Raw genomic sequence first — 20,253 nt, 5'->3', positions numbered from 1 at the left:
ATAAGGAACGATCATGCTTTCTATGTTCGATATTTTTAAAGTGGGCGTTGGCCCCTCGAGCTCTCATACCAATGGGCCAATGTTGGCGGCATACCTTTTTGTTCAACAGCTCAAACCCCAGATGGCTCAAGTTTCACGAATACGCATTGAGTTATACGGATCCTTGTCGTTAACTGGAAAAGGACATCACACCGACAGAGCTTGCATGATGGGGTTGATGGGCTACAAGCCTGATACGATTGATATTGGCAATGCCAATCAATCACTCGATATGGCTTTGCAACATCGCCATCTGTGTTTAGATCAAATCCAAACGATTCGCTTTGACCCGGAGCGTGATTTGGTGTTTCACGACACATCATTAGATCGTCATGAAAATGGAATGGCGATTCATGCTTTTGATGATGCGAATAAATCATTGCAACAAGAAACCTATTATTCGACGGGCGGGGGCTTTATTGTGAGCGAGTCGCAATGGCAGCAAGCATACCGTGAGCCTTCTATTGGGGATTCGGTCCCTTTGCCCTTTGATTCGGCGCAAACCTTATTAGAACAAGCTAAGGCGCATCAATTATCCATTGCCGAGTTGGTGTTGACCAACGAGAAGACATTTCGCAGCCAATCGCACATTGATCAACAAGTCAATGCACTCTGGCAAACGTTACAAACGTGTATCCAGCGCGGTCTCGATACCGAAGGTGTACTGGATGGGGGGCTTAATGTGACAAGGCGGGCACCTTCACTGTATCAATCGTTGACGGCCGATGAGCAAAGCCAAGACCCGTTAGCAGAAATGGATTGGATCAGTGCATTTGCCTTTGCTGTGAGTGAGGAAAATGCGGCGGGGGGCAAGGTTGTCACCTCACCAACCAATGGCGCGGCGGGGGTGATTCCCGCCGTGTTGATGTACTACCATCAGAGGGTAAAACCTTTAGAAGAGGAACAGATCAAAGCGTTTTTTGCGGTTTGTGGCGCTATTGGTATTTTGTACAAAACCAATGCCTCGATATCGGGGGCAGAAGTTGGCTGTCAAGGTGAGATCGGCGTTTCCTCTTCGATGGCAGCGGCCGGTTTAACGGCTTTATTTGGTGGTACTAACGATCAGGTCTGCATCGCTGCCGAAATTGCCATGGAACATTCATTGGGCATGACTTGTGATCCTATGATGGGGTTGGTTCAAGTCCCTTGTATTGAGCGCAATGGCATGGGAGCCATGAAAGCGGTGAATGCCGCTCGTATGGCGATGAAAAGGACTAGCTCGGCTATTGTCTCACTTGATAAAGTAATTGAGGTAATGTACCAAACGGGAAAAGACATCAATCGTAAATATCGCGAAACGTCACTGGGTGGGCTTGCGTTGATCAACCTGTGTCAATAAACCACTTGATTAACAAATTGTAATAAAACCCAATTTCAAAGTTAAATCAATAACTTAAAGTCATTAAGCCGTAAGTGAGAATTTACGGCTTTCTTTTTATAACTATACTTCTTGTACGCTATGTACTGGAATCCAACCAATTTCACCGTTAGAGCGACTTACTCGATACCATGAGTTTAACTCAAACAAAACCTGCAATTTTTCATTGAGAATTGTATTCAATTCATAAGCATCATAATCTTGCGTAAGTAAACCTACACTTGATTGTTTAACTCTCTCGACATACTGAACAGGGACCCATCCCTTCACTCCTGATTGTGTTGTAGCAAAAATCCAGTTAGGGTATTCGTCATCTATACGACCTAATTTAAGCTGTTCACCAGCTTTAAGATCTAATGGATTTGGGTAGTGGGAGATGTGTTCTTCAATGACTATAACTTCCATTTGTTTTTTCTTTACCTATTCTTTCCAGTCCGAGTAATACGAGTTCTTGATATACACCTTTAATCAAGCAATTACTCAACTCGTTGTGTATAGTGTTCAAACGCAACTACTTTTGAATAACCTTCGGACTCATATAGTTTCTTGGCTACAAAATTATCTGATGCAGTAGCTAACTTAACTGTAAGTGCATTGGTTGTTTCGGCATACTCTTTAACCTTATTCAGTAAAGCCTTAGCAACTCCTTGTTTTCGGGCTGACTGGATAACAAATAAATCATTGAGATACCACATTCGCTTCATTGCGACAGATGAGAATGATGGATAGAGTTGCACAAACCCGATAGGCGCATTTGTGTCATCAAATGCAATGAAAAGTGTAGAGTCTAAATTTTGCAATCTTTCAGTGATGAATGCTGATGCTTTAATTAGATCAGAGCTTTGCCCGTAAAATTGACGATATAAATCAAACAATGGAATTAGGCTATCAAGGTCTTCCAATGTCGCTTTTGTTATGTGCATATAACTTTCCTTGTCTTTTTTCGTTAACCGTTATACTTATAAAAGCACATATTTATATGAATGTTTAGTCAAAAATATCGATTTAAAATTCGACTTACACTCTATCATCGAAAGTTACCCCTACTGCTGACCTCACTATTATAAGCGATTTATTACTATCAAATTGTCAGCGAACCACGCTTACCCTATATCTTGGCAAAATCTAAATAGATAACCATCTGGTGACTGAACGATGAACTGCTTTTGAGTGATAGTTGAATCACCACATTTGTATGATTTTGCTTCCATTGCCAGATAAATTGAATCAGGACTATGGTTTTCTACTTTCTGGTATAGAGAGTCAATATTAACCACATCCCATTGAAAATTGACACCTCTACCCAATGGATGTTCAAGCTCACCAGTGATCCACTTTCGGCTATCGCCTGAAATACCTTCAAGCATCAAATCAACACCGTCCAGTGTTAGATAAGCAAATTCTTCTTCGGGACGTTCATATTTAACAGAGAACCCCAATAGATCGACAAAGAAAAATTTACTGGCATTGATATCTAAACAATACAGTTCTGGCACTACTCGTAATGTCATAACAACTCCTTTGTTCTATCGTCCATTTGACCTAATCTTTCGAGCCACCACCGAAAAGGTATGCCAATGCTTCATTACACCCAAAGCTGTTTCGGAATCTTCATCACGTTCAACAAATCTGATGATTTCAAAATTGTCGAATAACGTTCTTACCTGACTTTCTGACAGTGGCGTTGTTGGGCTGCGGTAGTTATTCGCCCAACTATCTTTGAACCCCATAAAATCGCCAGCAAAGATACCACCAATCGCAATTGATGCTTCAATTTTGCGCCAAGTCTCAGCAAACTCTTCTGGATTAGCAAAAAATAAGCTTGAATTGGCAATGAGAACGCCTGTTTGTGGGTAATCGTATGATTCAAATGAAGATTGTGAAATGCCGATCAGAGACTTTGAGCTAAATCTTTCATTACAGATACCGATAGAGTCAGGGTTAATATCAAAGCCGTGAACTTGATAGCCCTGTTGCTCTAAATAATCAATATCACTACCAGTACCACATCCACAATCAGTAGCGATATTGATCTTTGATTGGTTTAGCTTAATCGCAAACTCAGTCCGTTTGAGGTGAGGTCGTGATAAAGCTTTTTGGTAGTATTCTCGCCATAGCTTTTGATTTTCGTCCATTAATTACTCCCTGTATCATTAATTCTCATTTTATTCTTTTGCTTTCTCACCAAGATGTTGAGTAAACCTCAAAAGATAACCGTCAGGGTCTTGGACAAGTAATTCTCGCTCTCCTGATAATCTATCTCCAATGTCATACCATGATTCTTTCAGCTCACGGAACAGTTTAACTTCGTGATGTTGAAGACGCTTTATCAACGGGTCCAAATTTGTTAGTTCGATTTGAAAATTAATCCCTCTTCCTAATGGAGCAATGAGTTCACCAGTTACCCATCCTTCATCATTGATTTGTTCTAACATAATTTGAACTTGTTCTTGTTCAAGGTAGACGAAATCAGGGTTTTCACGCTTTATGCGAACTGAAAAACCGAGAATATCCAAGTAGAACGAAAGGGATTTTTCAAAGTTGCTGACTGATAGCTCAGGAACCATCGGATTCCAATACTCACTCATGAATTTTATTCCTTTAAGATCATGTGATTTAACAATTTATTATTACAATACAAGCTGATAGTGTTAAGAGACAAGCTATGTTATTTGTTTAACAAGGGTGAATCACTGTATTGCGGGCAACAGTTAAACGTTCAAAGGAGGAACAATGATAGTAATTTATGGAATCAAAGAGCATTTAAACCCGATCAAGGCTCAACTATCAGATGTAATTCAAGCATCTATGACACAAGTTTTGGCACTACCAGAGAGCAAGCGTGCTCATCGAATTGTTCCGCTTGATAAATCGGACTTTTATTACCCATCGGGTAGAAGCGATGCTTATACTGTCATTGAAATTAATATGATGGCAGGACGAAAAGTAGAAACTAAAAAGGCACTGATTAAGGCGCTATTTTTGAACATTGAAGATCAACTTGGTGTTTCCCCTGTTGATATTGAAATCACACTTAAAGAGCAACCACCTCATTGCTGGGGTTTTCGTGGTATGACAGGTGATGATGTTCAAGACCTAACATACAATGTGAATGTATAGGTGAGTAAATGGGTAAAGTAGTTCTGTCTGGATACATTGAAATCCCTGATAATGAATTAGAAGTGGTCAAAAATGCTCTTGTTAAGCACATTGAATTAACTCGAAACGAAAAAGGGTGTTTGGTCTTTGATGTTATTCAGAGTGAGATTCCAACGAGATTTAGCGTATACGAAGAGTTTACAGATAAGATCGCATTTGAGCATCACCAAACAAGGGTTAGCAGATCTGATTGGGGGAAAATCACAACCAATGTTAAACGCAGTTATACAATTGAAGAACAGGATACATAGCAAGTAGTTTTAAGGAGCGTTGTGAATGCCACAAACCTACGGTTCGGAAAAAACAAAAGCATTTTGCTGTAACTGTAAAAAAGTTACATTACATCAGTATGAGAGCTTTTCTAAACCAGAAGAACCACAAGATAACGAAGTAAAAGGTTTCTTTTCTGGATTGCTTACCTCTATTTCAGGAATACTAATGTCTGGTGAGCCTATTGGTGACTATAAATGCGAAGTGTGTGGGACAAATCTCCACACACCTGATCATCTTGACTAAATGTTTTTAAAAAAGAGGAAGTATTGGAAAAGATCATTGACCTGATACAAGCTGACAGCATTAGAAAACAAGTGCTGTTTCATACCTCTCAGTTGAACTTACCAGATTGCTATGTTGCTGCTGGTTTTGTTAGGAATTTGGTTTGGGACTCTCTACACGGCTTCACAGAGCCAACGCCACTGAACGATGTTGATATTATATATTTTGACACATCAGAAGAGAATCTTGATGCATATAAATATTATGAGCAGATATTAACAAATGCAATGCCGAGCATAAATTGGCAAGTGCGGAATCAAGCCTATATGCATTCGAGAAATGGTGATAAACCATACAAAAGTTCACTTGATGCGATGAGCTACTGGCCTGAAAAAGAAACTGCCATAGCAATCAGAATGATAAATAGTGATAGTTTTGAATGTGTTGCAGCTTTTGGTTTTGATTCGCTCTTTAATTTAGAGCTAACGCATAACCCGAAACGCTCAAAGGAAATTTTTGATCAAAGAGTGCAAGCAAAATCTTGGTTGAAGCATTGGCAGCGTCTGAAAGTGGTGTATTAGGAGGAATGTTCTTTTATTCATCTGTCTCCGCCCTGTGAATGAGAATTTCCTGCTCAACCGATGAGTGAGAGTCGTATGAGTTACTTAGCATTTCTTTAAGGCGAACTCACTTATTCTGATACCCTGGCGTCGTTTGCCTGAGCATGCTTGACATCAGCGCCATGGCGTTTAGTGACCTTTGGTATTACTCATCCACGACCTCAATGGTGATATGTTGCGCGCCTAAATAAGTGCCTTCATCGATTTGATAACGCAGCGCCTCTTCACAATGCGGGCACTCAAAAAGTTGGTTTGCTTCAATGTCGTCATCTTGTAAAAACGCCCAGTCAATTGTTTGCTCACAAGCCGGACAATGCATGGTGATCTCCTTGATTGATAAGGCTAAAATAAGTTTAAATAGTAAAGGCTTATACTGAGCTTAATCAAGCTAAATCCAAAACAATTGAAATGTGGTAGGATTTGAGAAAATTGATACATAAAATGAGTATGATTATCAGACAGTGGTTTAATGCCTCGATAAACCGAAAAATTAGCGGCTTGTTTATCCTTCTTCTCAGTTTCCTTTTTGTTGTGATTCTCTATTCAATGGTTCGTTTGAACACTATTGATAAAGAAATCAGGCAGATTTCAACATTAGATATCCCCATCAGTCACTTGGTGACTCAAGTTGAAATGATTCAGTTGCGTCAGCATCTTTTGTTTGAAAAGCATCAACTGAGCGATGCCCATTTGGACGATCAAACTAAGCAAGCGTTATGGCAAAAGCATCAAATTAAACTGTTGCTGCAGCAGGCCATTGGTATGATTCGGCAAAAACTGGCTGAAGAAAAGGTCACCATTGATGCAAAGTTGCACCGTAATGTCATGAGGGAGCTCTCGGAATATCAACGCAAGTCATTACAATTTGAAGATTTGCTGATCGATACCATTAAAAGCCGACAACCGAGCGAGGCGCGGTTAATTGAGCTTGAGCAAAGAGCGCAAAGGTTAGATCAAGAGGCAAAGCGGTTACTCAACGCGATTCAGCAATTTACCCAAGATGCGGCACTCAACACGTTCAAGCAGGAGCATCAATTTATTTGGGTCAACGGATTACTAGGCATCGCCGCATTTCTGTCGGGGTTATATTTGACCTTTTCGGTCATTGCTTTAATAAAAACGCGTATTGGTCGCCTCAAATGGAAAGTCGGACATTTATATCAAGCGATTGATAAGAATAAGGTGATTAGTAGTGAGAGTCATGACCCTCTTGGCCTTGATGACAAACTTGAGTGTAACGATGATTTAGCCGAGCTAGAACGCGATTTGCGCACGCTGATGCATCGTTTATCCGTTGAAATTACCTCTCGAAAAGCAATAGAAACACAACTTATTCAATTGGCGACCTTGGATAAGCTTACTCAAATATACAATCGTCACCAATGGGATGAGCATTTAAAGCAGCAGGTTAGTGCAGCGCAACGTGGCCAGCCGTTAAGTCTAATTATACTTGATATTGATCACTTCAAAGCAATTAATGATCAGCATGGACACCAGGTTGGTGACCAGTGTCTTATTAAGCTTGCGTCTATTCTTAAACAACAATTGCGCGGCGAAGAGCATGTGTATCGTATTGGTGGTGAAGAGTTCAGTGTTATTGTACCAGGCTGTGAGCAGGCTAAAGCGCAAGTGTTGGCTGAGCGTTTAAGGGCATCCGTTGAGGCCATGTCTTTTTCACCCGCCGTTACCATTAGTGTTGGTTTAGGGCAATACCAAAATGGTGAATCATTAGAAAACTGGATAAGCCGGGTTGATAGGGCCTTGTACCAAGCTAAGCACTCAGGGCGAAATCAAACTTGCTGTGCGCTTTAACAAAGCTGCAAAGCTTAACAGCTATCAAGGCAACAGTGACAACGCCATAAAAAAGTTATGGATACCTACCGAAAACGCTATTGACTGCTATGCTTTAAATACCAAAGTAAACAGAGAGTTACTTATGTATATAAAGTTAGTGTCGTTACCGTTTTGGTTGGTCTTTAGCGTGTTGGTCTTGGCGGTTTTGTGGCTATTGGTCTTCGAGGCCTTTTACAGCGCCTTGTTGTTTACCGGTTTGTGTGTGATTGTACTCCCTTACCATTTTTCACAACACAAGCACATTTTGAGCCGTCTGTTAGGGTTATTTCTAATGTTTACCCTGTTGGTTTTTACTCACCATTACGCGGTTGGTGAGGTGAATACGAGAGTGCGACAACTGGCCCAGCTTACCGAGAGTTCGGCACCACTTTCAAAGCTCACGTGGCGAGATAAAGTCGGCTTGTACGGATTGAATATCGCGACCGGTCTCATTACCTTGCCGTTCGCACCCAAGATAGGAATGGAAACCTTGTGGTTGGCGATACCCGGCGACGAGAGTAAAGTTAGGGTATTTCGCTCTGATAAGTTATTGGATTCGAAAAACATACAGGCAGAAATAACGGCCTTTAAGCGAGCGTTTCAACAACGTGCGATGACGGTTAATAGAACCATTCACTGGTCACCGCGTGAAAGACTCGTTAAGTCTGAAAAACACAAAGCGGCTTCGTTGACCTCTTCATCGCTGACAAACTCCGTCCTTCCAAATTGCCACTTGACTCTCACCGCTCAACAAAGCCATCAAGGGTGGGTGTTGAACATCAGTGTAAGAACCAAAGTCGGCTACCGTGAACATCTACAAACGGTGTTGTTCTCACGCCCCCAAGTCATTATGCAAGAACGACTCTGGTGGCTATTGCAACAAGACAAATGGCTTTATCCTTATATCGCGGATTGGCAAACGCAAATACCGTTAACCACAGAAGGTAAGACATAAGTCCACTGTGCGAAATCCGTGTGGTTAAAGTAGGTGGTTTTAACTGGATTTTAAGATAATAACATCATTTACTTAGTCACTTTGACAATGGTAATTTAGTCGAACCTCTTAACGCTATTTTGTACTCTCTTTTTACTTGGTCCTGAGTAGAGACAAAATTAGCACAGTGACGACGAACAAGGAGAGTCTGTGAAATCTTCAACGCGTTTGGAATTTGATCTTGGTCATGAACACTTTATTATTCAGCAGCGCTATTCGTTTTTTTCAAGTGTCAATGACTTATTGATTGCGATTTGGTTTTTGATTGGCAGTTTTTTCTTTCTCAGCGATCAGTTAGTGACAAGCGGTACTTGGCTATTTATTGTCGGCAGTGCCCAATTGCTGATTAAGCCGATGATTAATTTAGCGGGCCTTGTTCACGTGCGCAGAATAAGAGAGCGGCAAATAAACGCAACGTCATAGCTAGCGCTTTCAATACGGACTGAGATTCATCGCTCAAGGTTGAATCAATGGGGTAGTAGGGTCAGGATTTAAGCAGAAAAAAGCGGCGTGAGGAGGACACCTCACGCCGCTTTGAATCGATGTTAACTGAAAAAGATTAACTGTGCTGGTCGGTCAAGGCTTTTACGTGGTTGACGATGGCATTTAATCCCATGGTACGAGTCGGCGTTAAATGAGACTCTAAGTCCAACTCAGCAAACCAGCCTTTGAGATCAAAAGCTCGCGCATCAGACAGTGGTTGACCATCAAAAGCAATGACAAGTAAAGCCAATAAGCCACGTACAATTGCCGCGTCACTCGAGGCGTTGAGTACGATTTTTTCATCCTCGACAGACAGAGTAACCCAAACTTGGCTCTGGCAACCAGGAACTAAGTATTCTTCAGTATGAAATGCTTCATCTAAAGTGGCAAAGCGGTCACCGAGTTCAATCAGATATAAATATTTTTCTTCCCAATCCGGGCAACGCGAAAAATTCTTTTTCAATTTGTCTGGAGTCATGATCATCCTAATAAAGTCAGCGTTCGTTTTAGGCTATCGACTAAGACATCGACATCTTGTTGATCATTGTATATACCAAAAGATGCTCGACAAACCGCTGGAACTTCTAACCGTTGCAACAGCGGCATAGCGCAGTGGTGACCCGTACGGATCGCTACGCCATAACGATCTAAGAAGCTGCCGACATCAAAAGCGTGATGAGAGCCTAGGTTAAACGATATCATACCAGAAGGTGCCGTGTTCTGGGGACCGTAAATGGTTATTTGGTCGATATTTTTTAGTTGCTCTAGGGCATAGTTCATCAAGCGCGTTTGATGGGCTTCAATGGCAGACCAACCGCATTGACGGATGTATTCGAGTGCCGCACCCAGTCCAAGTATCCCTGCGACATGTGGCGTTCCCGTCTCAAACTTCCACGGCGCATCTTGATACGTGGTACCGGTAGGTAAGCACACTTTATCAATCATGGCACCGCCGCCGTGCCAAGGAGGCAGAGCGTCAAACCAACGCTGGTGCATGTACAGAACACCAATACCGGTCGGTCCGTAGAGTTTGTGACCAGAAAATACATAAAAATCGCAGTCGAGTTCACTGACGTCCACTGCGTGGTGCAGGGCGCCTTGAGCACCGTCGATTAACGTTGCTGCCTTGACGCTCTTTGCCAGTGCAATGGCTTCTTTAACAGGAGTGTGCACTCCGAGAACATTAGACAGCTGGCTCATTGCGAGTAATTTGGTTTTACTGCTCAGTAGTGGCTTGAGCTGCTCGAGTTTAAGTTCACCCTCAGCATTGATAGGCCATACCTTGATTTCAATACCCGCCATCTCTGCCATCATCTGCCAAGGAACAATATTGGCGTGATGCTCGAGCTCGGTGATGATGATCTCATCACCGGCTTGACACTGACTTTGCACAAAGCTTTGCGCAATATGATTGATCGACGCGGTGGTGCCAGAGGTGAAAATGATGTTCTTCTCACTGGCTGCCGACAAAAATTGAGCACAATCATGACGCACTTGCTCCATCGCTTGAGTCGCTTGCGAGCTCAAGTGATGAATACCGCGATGCACGTTAGCGTAACCTTGTTGATAAAATTTATCGATTTTATCAATCACGCATTGCGGGGTTAAGGCACTGGCTGCGGTATCGAGATAAACCAAAGGTTTGTTGTGAACCGTTTGGTTTGTCATCGGAAAGTCTTGTCGCCAAGGACTGCTTATTTTGCTCATAGTTGCTCCGCTAGGTACTGCTCAACTTTTTGCGATAACAGTGACTTGATCACATCATTTCCTATGGTTTCCGTTACTTCAGCCGCAAACGCAAAAGTAATGATTTTTTCTGCTTGTGCTTTTGGAATACCACGAGCTTGCAAGTAGAAAATTTGATCTTTGTCGAGCTGACCTGTTGTCGCACCGTGACTGCATTTTACGTCGTCAGTATAGATTTCCAATTTTGGCTTACTGTTTACGCTAGCGTTGTCGCTGAGCAGCAAGTTGTGGTTATCCATCTGGCCGTCAGTCTTTTCTGCGCCGACATCAACGTAGATCATACCGTCAAAAACACCGGTTGCTTTGTCGTTACTAATGACTTTGTGCAACTGATAGCTTTGGCAGTGTGGGGATTGATGACGCAAGAAAGTCCGTGTGTCAAATACTTTATCTTCAACGGGCAGAGCAAGGCTGTTCATGTTCACCTCACCATTATTGCCAGTTAAAATTGAACTGGTTTGATGACGAGCAATCTGCGCGTTGAGCAGCAAGGTGGTCGATTTCGCATTCGCATCACGAGCGGCGCGCATGTCGTTGTGCGCATAATGTTGTTGATGACTGGCTTGCTCAATCACCTTAATGTGCTCTAAATGCGCGGCATCTTGGCAGTCAAACGTAATACGTGACAAGGTAACGCCTTGTGCATCTGATTGAGCAACATGATGCTCGACAAGGCACGCTTCAGCCTGTTGTCCTAAACGTACGTGTACGCGTAGGGTGCTAATATCGCCTTGCTGGCCACTGTTTAAGTTGATCACGTAGATAGGTTTGTCCACCACATGACGCGCAGGTACATCAATAGTAACGCTTTCGTTGCTAATGGCTTCCGTCAAGGTTGCCATGGCTTCTGTGTTGACACTGTCAGGCAAAGCAAGGGCGTCTTCACTGCCGTGTTGGCTCACCGTGATTTTAGGAATCCAATCTGAGTAACGAACACAAAATTGACCATTGATGAAGATCAATCGGTAAGCATCGTCAAGTTTGAGTGCTAATTGATTAATGATTTCAATCGTCTGTGGGTCGCCTGCTTCTTTGACTGGCGCTGTGAATGCCTGATCGTAAAAAGGAGCAACCGGGGTGTACTTCCAATCTTCGTGCTTGACGTGAGGCAACTCCATCTCGCTGAATTGTTGCCAAAACGATTGTTGTCTTGGTGATTCAGGCACGAGCTGTTGCAAACGTTCTAATGCCGTGCTTGTGTTATTCTTCACCGATGATCCAACCATAACCTTTTTTCTCCAACTCATGAGCTAGTGTGTGATCGCCTGATTTGATGATTTTACCTTGGTAAAGAACATGGACGTAATCAGGTTGGATGTAGTCAAGAATTCTTTGGTAGTGAGTGACAATGATGAATGAACGATCTTCATTTCTCAGTGCGTTGACACCCTCAGACACGGCTTTCAATGCATCGATATCTAGGCCGGAGTCGGTTTCATCGAGAATGCACAGTTTAGGCTCTAGGACCGCCATTTGCAGAATGTCGTTGCGTTTTTTCTCACCACCAGAAAAGCCTTCGTTGACTGAGCGGTCTAGAAGTTTTGCTGGCATTTTCAGCAGCTGGGCTTTTTCTTCTAATAGATCTTCAAAGTCAAAACGGTCGATAGGGCCTTTGCCTTGGTATTCGCGAATGCCGTTTAGCGCGGTGTTTAAGAACAGCTTGTTGCTGACACCAGGGATTTCTACTGGGTATTGAAATGCCAAGAAAACGCCTTCGCCAGCACGTTCATCCGCATCGAGTTCAGCGAGGTCTTTGCCGTTAAATTCAATGCTGCCAGCCGTGATTTCGTAGTCTTCTTTACCGGCTAGTGTGGCAGATAGAGTACTTTTACCAGAGCCGTTTGGCCCCATGATGGCGTGGACTTCGCCTGGTTTTACCGTCAGGTTAATGCCTTTTAGGATGTCGTTATCGTCGACACTGGTATGTAAATTTTCGATAGTTAGCATGATGATATTAACCTACGCTATGTTCAAGACTGATAGAAAGAAGTTTTTGTGCTTCAACGGCGAACTCAAGTGGGAGCTCAGAAAAGACGTCTTTACAGAAGCCATTGACGATCATTGAAATCGCATCTTCTTCTGAAATGCCACGTTGAACACAGTAAAAAAGTTGATCTTCGCCAATGCGCGATGTCGTCGCTTCGTGTTCAATATGAGCAGAAGGGTGTTTCACTTCGACATATGGGAAAGTATGCGCACCACACTCACCACCGATCAACATAGAATCACACTGAGTAAAGTTACGAGCGCCTTCCGCTGTTGGCAAGACTTTCACCAAGCCACGGTAGCTGTTTTCACTTTTACCAGCGGAGATCCCTTTAGAGATAATGGTCGAACGGGTATTTTTACCAATATGAATCATTTTTGTGCCGGTATCGGCGCGTTGATCGCCACTGGTCAGAGCCACAGAGTAGAACTCGCCGACCGAGTTATCACCTTTGAGGATCACGCTTGGGTATTTCCAAGTGATCGCTGAGCCCGTTTCGGATTGGGTCCAAGACATCTTGCTGTTGCTGCCTTCACACAAGGCGCGTTTGGTCACAAAGTTGAGAATGCCGCCTTTGCTGCCTTCTTCACCTGAGAACCAGTTTTGTACGGTTGAGTATTTTACTTCCGCATCTTTGTGGACAATGACTTCAACCACGGCGGCGTGCAACTGATAACTGTCGCGAACCGGAGCCGAACACCCTTCGATATAGCTGACATAAGCGCCTTCATCGGCAACTAAAATCGTGCGTTCGAACTGACCGGTTTTCGCTTGGTTAATGCGGAAATAAGTAGACAGCTCACGCGGACAGCGCACACCAGGTGGTACGTAGATAAACGATCCATCTGAGGCGACAGCTGCGTTGAGTGCTGCGAAGAAGTTGTCTTTTGGCGGAACCACAGTACCTAGGTACTTTTTCACCAGTTCTGGGTATTCTTGAATGGCTTCGCTAAATGAACAGAAAATAATGCCTTGTTCTTTTAGGGACTCGCGGTAGGTTGTGGTAACCGAAACCGAGTCAAAGATTGCATCAACCGCAATTTCTTGGCCTTCGCGAACAGGAACGCCGAGTTGCTCAAATGCATCTTCGACTTCTTTGGTTAAGAACTCGTTACTGCCGTCGTCTGCCGCATCGCCTTCGCACTTGCCACAAGTTGGGGCAGAGTAGTAACTGTAGTCTTGATAATTAAGCTCAGGGTAATCGGCTTTTAACCAATGTGGCTCTTCCATCTCCGTCCACAGGCGATACGCTTCCAAACGGAATTCTAACATCCATTCAGGTTCGTTACGCTTGGCAGAAATGGCTCTGACTACGTCTTCGTTGATACCGTGCTCTAAAGTATCATTGTCTAGTTGTGTATAGAAACCTTCGCGATATTTCTCGCGTTTCAATGCTTCTTGCACATCTTCTTGAATATTTACATCACTCATTACACACCAAAACTCTCTCCGCAACCGCATTCGGCTGTTACATTGGGATTGTTGTAAACAAAGGTTTGGTTTAAACCTTGTTGTACAAAATCGACTTCAGTGCCATCGATAAATGGCATTGCTTCTGCTGCCACCAACAGGCTTGCACCGTGAGATTGATAAACGAGGTCGTTTGCCGTTATCTCATCGGCCATGCCTAATACATAAGCATAACCGGTACAACCAGAGGATTTCACTGACATGCGAATCCACTGACCCTCATCGGTAAGCTCGTTAACTCGCTTAGCGGCTGCTTCGGTTAGGGTTATACCTTGCCATTGATTATCTGTTGGTGAGAACTCAGCAACGGAATCTTCTGATTTGTGTTGTTCTACCATGGCTTTCTCCTTCTAATTACGACAATGATAGTCTTTATAGTTTTAATTTCAACCGTGGATTTAGTGTGGTTTTTACCTATCATCCCTCTTGTATTGATAGGTAAAACTTTATTGATATTAATTCTTAATTCACGTAAAGAACACAATATATAGATTTTTAACTTGAAATTACATACTACATATAGATATGATAATGAGAGATATTATCATTAAACACGTTTTTGGGGAGTGTCATGAAAGTCGTTCTTTATTCAAAACCCGGTTGTGTTCAGTGCGTTGCAACCAGTAAAGCGCTAGATAAAAAAGGGATTGTACATGAGGTTGTTGACTTAACAAAGGATCAAGAAGCCACTCAGTGGGTACAAGCGCAAGGGTATCGTCAAGTCCCCGTCGTTTTGGCCGGCGAGCAGCATTGGTCAGGCTTTCGTCCCGACTTGATCAACGCGTTATCTTAATCGCTGCGGTCACACCATGGCAGATTTGGTCTACTTTTCCAGTCAATCTGGAAATACTCAACGTTTTGTCGAACGATTGAACCTCGATGCAATGCGCCTGCCGATCGAGGCGCATGCACAAACGCCTCTTATGGCCAAACCCTTTGTCTTGGTTTGTCCTAGTTACGCCGACGGTCAAGGCCGCGGCGCCGTCCCTAAGTCTGTGATCCACTTTCTTAATCAGCCACAAAATAGACAATGGTTAAGGGGGGTGATAGGCAGTGGCAATCGCAACTTTGGAGTTTGGTTTGCTCGTGCTGGCGATATTATTGCTGAAAAATGTCAGGTGCCGGTATTGTACCGCTTTGAGCTTGCCGGTACCGACAATGATGTCACACGAGTTAAACAAGGCTTAACACGCTTTTGGGAACACAATAATGAATAAACACAGTTTTACCTCCGACGCGCTGGATTATCACGCTCTCAATGCCATGCTCAACCTATTGGATTCGAATGGGCAAATTCAATTCGAGGCGGACAAGCAATCAGTGCGTCAGTATTTCTTACAGCACGTTAACCAAAATACGGTTTTCTTTCATAACCTCAAAGAAAAAATCGACTACTTAGTTGAAGAAAATTACTACGATCACTCGGTACTCGAGCAATATCAATGGCAGGATATTGAATCAATTTGGGCGACCGCTTACGAGCGAAAATTTCGCTTTACCACTTTTTTGGGGGCGTATAAGTTTTACACCTCTTATGCGCTAAAAACGTGGGATGGCAAGCGATACTTAGAGCGCTTTGAAGACCGAGTGGTGATGACGTCACTGACGTTGGCACGTGGCAACACCGATTTTGCTCTGCACCTGGTGGAAGAAATTCTATCCGGTCGCTTCCAGCCGGCGACCCCAACCTTTATCAATGCTGGTAAGAAAAGTCGCGGTGAATTGATCTCGTGTTTCTTGTTGCGCATCGAAGACAACATGGAAAGCATAGGCCGAGCAATCAACTCGTCTTTACAATTGTCTCGACGCGGCGGTGGGGTCGCTTTGTGTTTGACGAACTTACGTGAGCAAGGTGCACCAATCAAAGGGGTTGAAAATCAATCTTCTGGGGTTGTACCGGTCATGAAGTTACTCGAGGACAGTTTCTCTTATGCCAATCAACTCGGTGCGCGTCAAGGGGCCGGTGCGGTGTACCTCAACGCTCACCACCCAGACATTTTGACCTTTCTCGATACCAAGCGCGAAAATGCCGATGAAAAAATCCGCATTAAAACGTTGAGCTTAGGGGTCGTGATCCCTGATGTAACGTTTGAACTAGCCAAGCAAAATAAAGATATGTATCTGTTTTCGCCGTACGATGTTGAGCGTATTTACGGTAAGCCGATGTCGGAAATCTCCGTGACGGAACATTACGAGAGCTTGGTGGATGACTCGCGTATCCGCAAGAAAAAAATCAATGCCCGTCAGTTCTTCCAGAATTTGGCTGAAGTTCAATTTGAATCTGGCTACCCATATTTGATGTTCGAAGATACGGTGAACAAAGCCAATCCGATCGCCGGTCGAATTTCGATGTCAAACTTGTGTTCGGAAATTCTACAGGTCAATGAAGCGTCAACCTTTGAAGATGATTTGTCTTATCGTCATCTCGGCAGTGACATCTCTTGTAATCTCGGTTCATTAAACATTGCGAAAGTGATGGATGGTAACAATATTGCCCAATCGGTAGAGTGCGCGATTCGCGCGTTGACCGCCGTTTCGGAAATGAGCGCAATTGACAGTGTCCCCTCGGTGCGCAAAGGCAATGACGATAGCCATGCCATTGGTCTTGGCCAAATGAACTTACATGGCTTTTTAGCTCGTGAGCGTATGCATTATGGCAGTGATGAGGCCTTAGATTTTACCAATGTCTATTTTGCCACGGTCTTGTTTCATTGTTTGCGCGCTTCAAATCAATTGGCCATAGAACGCGGTGAGAGTTTTAAAGGTTTTTCTGAGTCGACCTATGCCAGCGGTGAATTTTTCCACTCTTATGTCAGTGAACCGATTGAGGCCAAGACCGAGAAAGTTCGCACCTTGCTCAGTACATTTCAGTTTGAGGTGCCAACAACCGAGCAATGGCAAGCGCTAGCAGAATCGGTACAAGCACACGGTTTATTTAACCGCAACTTACAAGCCGTGCCACCGACGGGTTCGATCAGCTATATCAATAACTCAACGGCGTCAATTCATCCGATCACCGCGAAAATCGAAATTCGTAAAGAAGGTAAAATAGGGCGAGTTTATTACCCTGCGCCGTATATGTCTCAAGACAACCTTGAGTATTATCAAGACGCTTACGACATTGGTGCTAAGGCGATCATTGATACTTATGCCGTTGCCAGTCGTTACGTCGACCAAGGTTTATCGCTCACTTTGTTCTTTAAAGATACCGTGACCACGCGCGATATCAACAAGGCACAAATTTATGCTTGGACCAAGGGCATTAAAACCATTTATTACATTCGTTTAAGACAACAAGCGTTAGAAGGCACGCAAATCGAGGGATGTGTATCATGCAGTCTGTAGAGCAACCAATCACGGCGAAAATATCTAAAGCGATCAACTGGAACCGTTTACAAGACGATAAAGACTTGGAAATTTGGAACCGTTTAACCGTGAATTTTTGGTTACCCGAAAAGGTGCCTTTGTCAAATGATATTCCAACGTGGCAACAGTTAACTGAGCAAGAGCAGGAGTTGACTATCCGTGTCTTTACCGGTCTGACCCTGTTAGACACCATTCAAAACACGGTGGGGGCGCCTTCTTTGATGCCGGATGCACAAACGCCTCATGAAGAAGCGGTGTTAACCAACATCGCTTTTATGGAAGCGGTGCATGCGCGTAGCTACTCTTCGGTGTTCTCTACATTGTGTACCACGCGCCAAATAGATGAAGCGTTTCGCTGGTCTGAAGAAAATGAGCATTTGCAACAAAAAGCGTCCTTGATCCTCAATGAATACCAAGCGACGGAATCACCACTGAAGAAAAAAATTGCCAGTGTTTTCCTAGAGAGCTTTTTGTTTTATTCGGGCTTTTATTTACCTATGTATTGGTCTAGCCGCGGCAAGTTAACCAATACCGCCGATTTGATCCGTTTGATCATTCGCGATGAGGCAGTACACGGTTACTACATCGGTTATAAATTCCAAAAGCAATATCAAGCTTTGCCAGAGTCTGAGCAAGAAACACTGAAAAGTTTTGCCTTTGATTTGATGTTCGATCTTTATGCCATTGAAAGTGAATATGCACAAAGCCTTTACGATGGCATGGGCTTAACCGAAGAGGTGAAAACCTTTTTGCACTATAATGCTAATAAAGCATTGATGAATTTGGGATTTGAAGGCTTGTTTCCCGATGAGTTGTGCCAAGTTAACCCCGCTATCATGGCATCGCTGTCGCCCAACGCCGATGAGAATCACGATTTCTTTTCTGGCTCGGGTTCTTCTTATGTCATCGGTCAGGCGGTGGCCACAGAAGACGAAGATTGGGATTTTTAAGCCGACTTCCCTATGTTGGCATAATACAGTGAAATACAGCCTCCAACGGTTTGGGGGCTTTTTTTCTTACCATAATGGGCAAAAGAAAAAGCAACGTGAACCCGAGCCCCGTGTCGACAAGGCGTCATACGTCGATGGGAAACTGTGGTACAGTAAGTTTTTGCAACAAGAACGCAACGATAAATGCCATGCAACAATTGACTTTAATTCGCGGCTTGCCCGGTTCAGGGAAAAGTACCTTGGCCAAACAGTTACAACAAACATCGAACGCCTTTCATATTGAAGCGGATATGTACTTCATCAATCAAAGCGGTGAGTATTGTTTTAAGCCCTTTCTGCTATCTCAAGCTCATCAATGGTGCTTTGACCAGGCGAACCAAGCCTTAAGCGAGGGTAAGAGTGTTATCGTCAGTAATACCTTTGTCGAGTATTGGGAGTTAAAACCGTATTTACGTCTGGCGAAGCAATTAAAGGTTGAGCTTGACATCCTGGTCTGTCGTCAACAATTCCAATCCATTCACGATGTTCCCCCTGAAACGATGAGAAAGATGAAAAAGCGCTGGCAAGAAGTCCAGCAATAATTGTGATTGCTGACCGTGTTTTTGTGAACAGTCATTATTTGTGAACAGTGTAGTGATGATGGCTGTTGGGTTTTGTTCTATAAGTCGTAATCCTTGTTGGTATCGTCACACTCGAGAAATACCGAGGCAATTTCAGGCCAGGGGGCTTGCTAATATTGCCGTCTCTTGGCGATGGGGTTAATGCGATACCTTCACGTTTATTTTTCCTTTCGCTATCGATCGTTTAGCGAGGAATGAAAATGCAAAAAACAGTGATTGCCTTGGCGTTGTTGGCATTGTGGTCGTCCCCCAGTCCGGGACAAGCGAATCAAGAGTCTTTGCTTGTTGCTACTCATTTTTCAATGCCGCCACTGGCATTGGCATCGACTTACCAGCACGGGCAAGAGCTTAACTGGCAAGATTATTGGTGGAGTGAAAAATACGATGGGGTTCGCGGTTATTGGGATGGCAAACAGATGCGGACTCGACATGGGCACATTATTACATTGCCACCTAAATGGTATGCTGACTTGCCACCTTGGCCCGTCGAAGGCGAATTGTGGGCTGGCCGCAACCACTTTTCTACTGTTCAACAGACCGTGTTTGATCATCAGCCCAACCTCAAAGCTTGGCGTCAGATCCGTTTTGTGTTATTTGATATGCCACAGCGTAACACGCCCTTTTCACAACGCTACGCCGAGTTGTCTGCTTGGTTTCAACATCAGTCTTCTTCGCATCTTTTGTTAGCCGCGTATCAGCCCGTTTACGACAAAAAGCACCTTGCTGATACGCTTGATAACATTACTGCTGCTCAAGGTGAAGGGGTCATGCTGAGAAATTGGCACAACTCATATCAACCTGGCCGAAGCCATGGCTTTCTCAAGGTAAAAGCGTATCAAGACAGCGAAGTGACGGTCATTGGTTATGCGGAAGGAAAAGGGCGCTTAAAAGGAAAAGTTGGCGCTTTGATCACCCGTACATCCTCTGGCTTAGTTCTTAGAGTGGGCAGCGGTTTAAGCGATGATTTACGACAAATGCCGCCCGAAATTGGCAGTGTCATCACGATTCGCCACAATGGGGTTACTGACAATGGGCTTCCTCGGTTTGCTCGATTTTGGCGTTATGCTTCAAGGGAACATCAACGGGTTACCACTGTGATACCGCCTTAGTGCT

26 protein-coding genes are annotated in these 20,253 nt (G+C 43.7%); 14 read left to right on the top strand and 12 right to left on the bottom strand.

The window, feature by feature from the left end; genetic code table 11:
- Positions 1-13: 13 nt before the first annotated feature.
- Complete coding sequence (locus AB0763_RS07160; RefSeq protein ID WP_306100066.1) at positions 14-1,378, top strand: L-serine ammonia-lyase; 1,365 nt, start codon at positions 14-16, stop codon at positions 1,376-1,378.
- A 102-nt stretch (positions 1,379-1,480) separates the two neighbouring features.
- Here AB0763_RS07160 and AB0763_RS07155 read toward each other — a convergent pair whose 3' ends face one another.
- The 5 genes from AB0763_RS07155 to AB0763_RS07135 all read right to left on the bottom strand — a co-directional run bounded on the left by AB0763_RS07155 (position 1,481) and on the right by AB0763_RS07135 (position 4,005).
- Positions 1,481-1,822 carry an SH3 domain-containing protein gene (locus AB0763_RS07155; RefSeq protein ID WP_306100065.1) on the bottom strand — a complete coding sequence of 114 codons (342 nt, stop codon included), beginning with the start codon at positions 1,820-1,822 and terminating at the stop codon, positions 1,481-1,483.
- Between the two features lie 71 nt (positions 1,823-1,893).
- Positions 1,894-2,340, bottom strand: coding sequence for a GNAT family N-acetyltransferase (locus AB0763_RS07150; RefSeq protein ID WP_306100064.1), 447 nt, complete (start codon positions 2,338-2,340; stop codon positions 1,894-1,896).
- Between the two features lie 180 nt (positions 2,341-2,520).
- Entirely contained in the window at positions 2,521-2,928 is a 408-nt protein-coding gene (locus AB0763_RS07145) for a VOC family protein (RefSeq protein ID WP_306100063.1), read from the bottom strand.
- Positions 2,929-2,943: 15 nt separating this feature from the next.
- On the bottom strand, positions 2,944-3,552 hold the full coding sequence (locus AB0763_RS07140; RefSeq protein ID WP_306100062.1) for a bifunctional 2-polyprenyl-6-hydroxyphenol methylase/3-demethylubiquinol 3-O-methyltransferase UbiG: 609 nt from the start codon (positions 3,550-3,552) through the stop codon (positions 2,944-2,946).
- Positions 3,553-3,582: 30 nt separating this feature from the next.
- Positions 3,583-4,005: a VOC family protein gene (locus AB0763_RS07135; RefSeq protein ID WP_306100061.1), complete on the bottom strand. Its 423-nt coding sequence runs from the start codon at positions 4,003-4,005 to the stop codon at positions 3,583-3,585.
- A gap of 145 nt (positions 4,006-4,150) precedes the next feature.
- On the opposite strand from AB0763_RS07135, the gene AB0763_RS07130 reads away from it, so the two are divergent.
- The 4 genes from AB0763_RS07130 to AB0763_RS07115 are packed head-to-tail and all read left to right on the top strand — an operon-like array spanning position 4,151 to position 5,652.
- Positions 4,151-4,537 carry a tautomerase family protein gene (locus tag AB0763_RS07130; protein WP_306100060.1) on the top strand — a complete coding sequence of 129 codons (387 nt, stop codon included), beginning with the start codon at positions 4,151-4,153 and terminating at the stop codon, positions 4,535-4,537.
- A gap of 8 nt (positions 4,538-4,545) precedes the next feature.
- Positions 4,546-4,827 (top strand): putative quinol monooxygenase, encoded by a 282-nt coding sequence (locus AB0763_RS07125; RefSeq protein WP_306100059.1) that lies wholly within the window; start codon positions 4,546-4,548, stop codon positions 4,825-4,827.
- Between the two features lie 25 nt (positions 4,828-4,852).
- Positions 4,853-5,092: a hypothetical protein gene (locus AB0763_RS07120; RefSeq protein WP_306100058.1), complete on the top strand. Its 240-nt coding sequence runs from the start codon at positions 4,853-4,855 to the stop codon at positions 5,090-5,092.
- Positions 5,093-5,115: 23 nt separating this feature from the next.
- The gene (locus tag AB0763_RS07115) at positions 5,116-5,652 is read left to right on the top strand and encodes a nucleotidyltransferase family protein (RefSeq protein WP_306100057.1); all 537 of its coding nucleotides are present in this window, start codon (positions 5,116-5,118) and stop codon (positions 5,650-5,652) included.
- Between the two features lie 184 nt (positions 5,653-5,836).
- Here AB0763_RS07115 and AB0763_RS07110 read toward each other — a convergent pair whose 3' ends face one another.
- Entirely contained in the window at positions 5,837-6,010 is a 174-nt protein-coding gene (locus AB0763_RS07110) for a hypothetical protein (protein WP_306100056.1), read from the bottom strand.
- A 122-nt stretch (positions 6,011-6,132) separates the two neighbouring features.
- Here AB0763_RS07110 and AB0763_RS07105 point away from each other — a divergent pair, with 122 nt between their 5' ends.
- The 3 genes from AB0763_RS07105 (at position 6,133) to AB0763_RS07095 (ending at position 8,941) form a co-directional block, all read left to right on the top strand.
- On the top strand, positions 6,133-7,503 hold the full coding sequence (locus AB0763_RS07105) for a GGDEF domain-containing protein (RefSeq protein WP_306100055.1): 1,371 nt from the start codon (positions 6,133-6,135) through the stop codon (positions 7,501-7,503).
- Between the two features lie 124 nt (positions 7,504-7,627).
- Positions 7,628-8,479: a hypothetical protein gene (locus AB0763_RS07100; protein WP_306100054.1), complete on the top strand. Its 852-nt coding sequence runs from the start codon at positions 7,628-7,630 to the stop codon at positions 8,477-8,479.
- Between the two features lie 189 nt (positions 8,480-8,668).
- Positions 8,669-8,941 carry a YrhK family protein gene (locus tag AB0763_RS07095; protein WP_306100053.1) on the top strand — a complete coding sequence of 91 codons (273 nt, stop codon included), beginning with the start codon at positions 8,669-8,671 and terminating at the stop codon, positions 8,939-8,941.
- Between the two features lie 136 nt (positions 8,942-9,077).
- Here AB0763_RS07095 and AB0763_RS07090 read toward each other — a convergent pair whose 3' ends face one another.
- From AB0763_RS07090 to AB0763_RS07065, 6 genes are read right to left on the bottom strand one after another with little or no spacing between them, the layout of a single operon-like run.
- Positions 9,078-9,479 (bottom strand): SufE family protein, encoded by a 402-nt coding sequence (locus tag AB0763_RS07090; RefSeq protein ID WP_306100052.1) that lies wholly within the window; start codon positions 9,477-9,479, stop codon positions 9,078-9,080.
- Between the two features lie 2 nt (positions 9,480-9,481).
- Positions 9,482-10,708 carry a SufS family cysteine desulfurase gene (locus AB0763_RS07085; protein WP_306100051.1) on the bottom strand — a complete coding sequence of 409 codons (1,227 nt, stop codon included), beginning with the start codon at positions 10,706-10,708 and terminating at the stop codon, positions 9,482-9,484.
- Positions 10,705-11,958 carry a Fe-S cluster assembly protein SufD gene (sufD, locus tag AB0763_RS07080; protein WP_306100050.1) on the bottom strand — a complete coding sequence of 418 codons (1,254 nt, stop codon included), beginning with the start codon at positions 11,956-11,958 and terminating at the stop codon, positions 10,705-10,707. Before sufD ends, AB0763_RS07085 begins: the two co-directional genes overlap by 4 nt.
- Positions 11,948-12,694, bottom strand: coding sequence for a Fe-S cluster assembly ATPase SufC (gene sufC, locus AB0763_RS07075; protein WP_306100049.1), 747 nt, complete (start codon positions 12,692-12,694; stop codon positions 11,948-11,950). The genes sufD and sufC overlap by 11 nt, the downstream gene beginning before the upstream one ends.
- 7 nt (positions 12,695-12,701) lie before the next feature.
- Positions 12,702-14,165: a Fe-S cluster assembly protein SufB gene (sufB, locus tag AB0763_RS07070; RefSeq protein ID WP_306100048.1), complete on the bottom strand. Its 1,464-nt coding sequence runs from the start codon at positions 14,163-14,165 to the stop codon at positions 12,702-12,704.
- Complete coding sequence (locus AB0763_RS07065; RefSeq protein WP_306100047.1) at positions 14,165-14,542, bottom strand: iron-sulfur cluster assembly accessory protein; 378 nt, start codon at positions 14,540-14,542, stop codon at positions 14,165-14,167. The genes sufB and AB0763_RS07065 overlap by 1 nt, the downstream gene beginning before the upstream one ends.
- A gap of 233 nt (positions 14,543-14,775) precedes the next feature.
- Here AB0763_RS07065 and nrdH point away from each other — a divergent pair, with 233 nt between their 5' ends.
- The 6 genes from nrdH (at position 14,776) to AB0763_RS07035 (ending at position 20,249) form a co-directional block, all read left to right on the top strand.
- Complete coding sequence (gene nrdH, locus AB0763_RS07060; protein WP_306100046.1) at positions 14,776-14,997, top strand: glutaredoxin-like protein NrdH; 222 nt, start codon at positions 14,776-14,778, stop codon at positions 14,995-14,997.
- 16 nt (positions 14,998-15,013) lie between these two features.
- Positions 15,014-15,421 carry a class Ib ribonucleoside-diphosphate reductase assembly flavoprotein NrdI gene (nrdI, locus tag AB0763_RS07055; RefSeq protein WP_306100045.1) on the top strand — a complete coding sequence of 136 codons (408 nt, stop codon included), beginning with the start codon at positions 15,014-15,016 and terminating at the stop codon, positions 15,419-15,421.
- Positions 15,414-17,549 (top strand): class 1b ribonucleoside-diphosphate reductase subunit alpha, encoded by a 2,136-nt coding sequence (gene nrdE / locus AB0763_RS07050; RefSeq protein WP_306100044.1) that lies wholly within the window; start codon positions 15,414-15,416, stop codon positions 17,547-17,549. The genes nrdI and nrdE overlap by 8 nt, the downstream gene beginning before the upstream one ends.
- Positions 17,537-18,520, top strand: coding sequence for a class 1b ribonucleoside-diphosphate reductase subunit beta (gene nrdF, locus AB0763_RS07045; protein WP_306100043.1), 984 nt, complete (start codon positions 17,537-17,539; stop codon positions 18,518-18,520). The genes nrdE and nrdF overlap by 13 nt, the downstream gene beginning before the upstream one ends.
- Positions 18,521-18,708: 188 nt before the next feature.
- Positions 18,709-19,101 carry an ATP-binding protein gene (locus AB0763_RS07040; protein ID WP_306100042.1) on the top strand — a complete coding sequence of 131 codons (393 nt, stop codon included), beginning with the start codon at positions 18,709-18,711 and terminating at the stop codon, positions 19,099-19,101.
- Positions 19,102-19,340: 239 nt separating this feature from the next.
- Complete coding sequence (locus tag AB0763_RS07035; RefSeq protein ID WP_306100041.1) at positions 19,341-20,249, top strand: DNA ligase; 909 nt, start codon at positions 19,341-19,343, stop codon at positions 20,247-20,249.
- Positions 20,250-20,253: the final 4 nt, after the last annotated feature.

Origin of the sequence: Vibrio sp. HB236076 (assembly GCF_040957575.1) — a bacterium.
Classification (GTDB): domain Bacteria; phylum Pseudomonadota; class Gammaproteobacteria; order Enterobacterales; family Vibrionaceae; genus Vibrio.
This window is presented reverse-complemented; position numbering and strand designations above follow the sequence as displayed.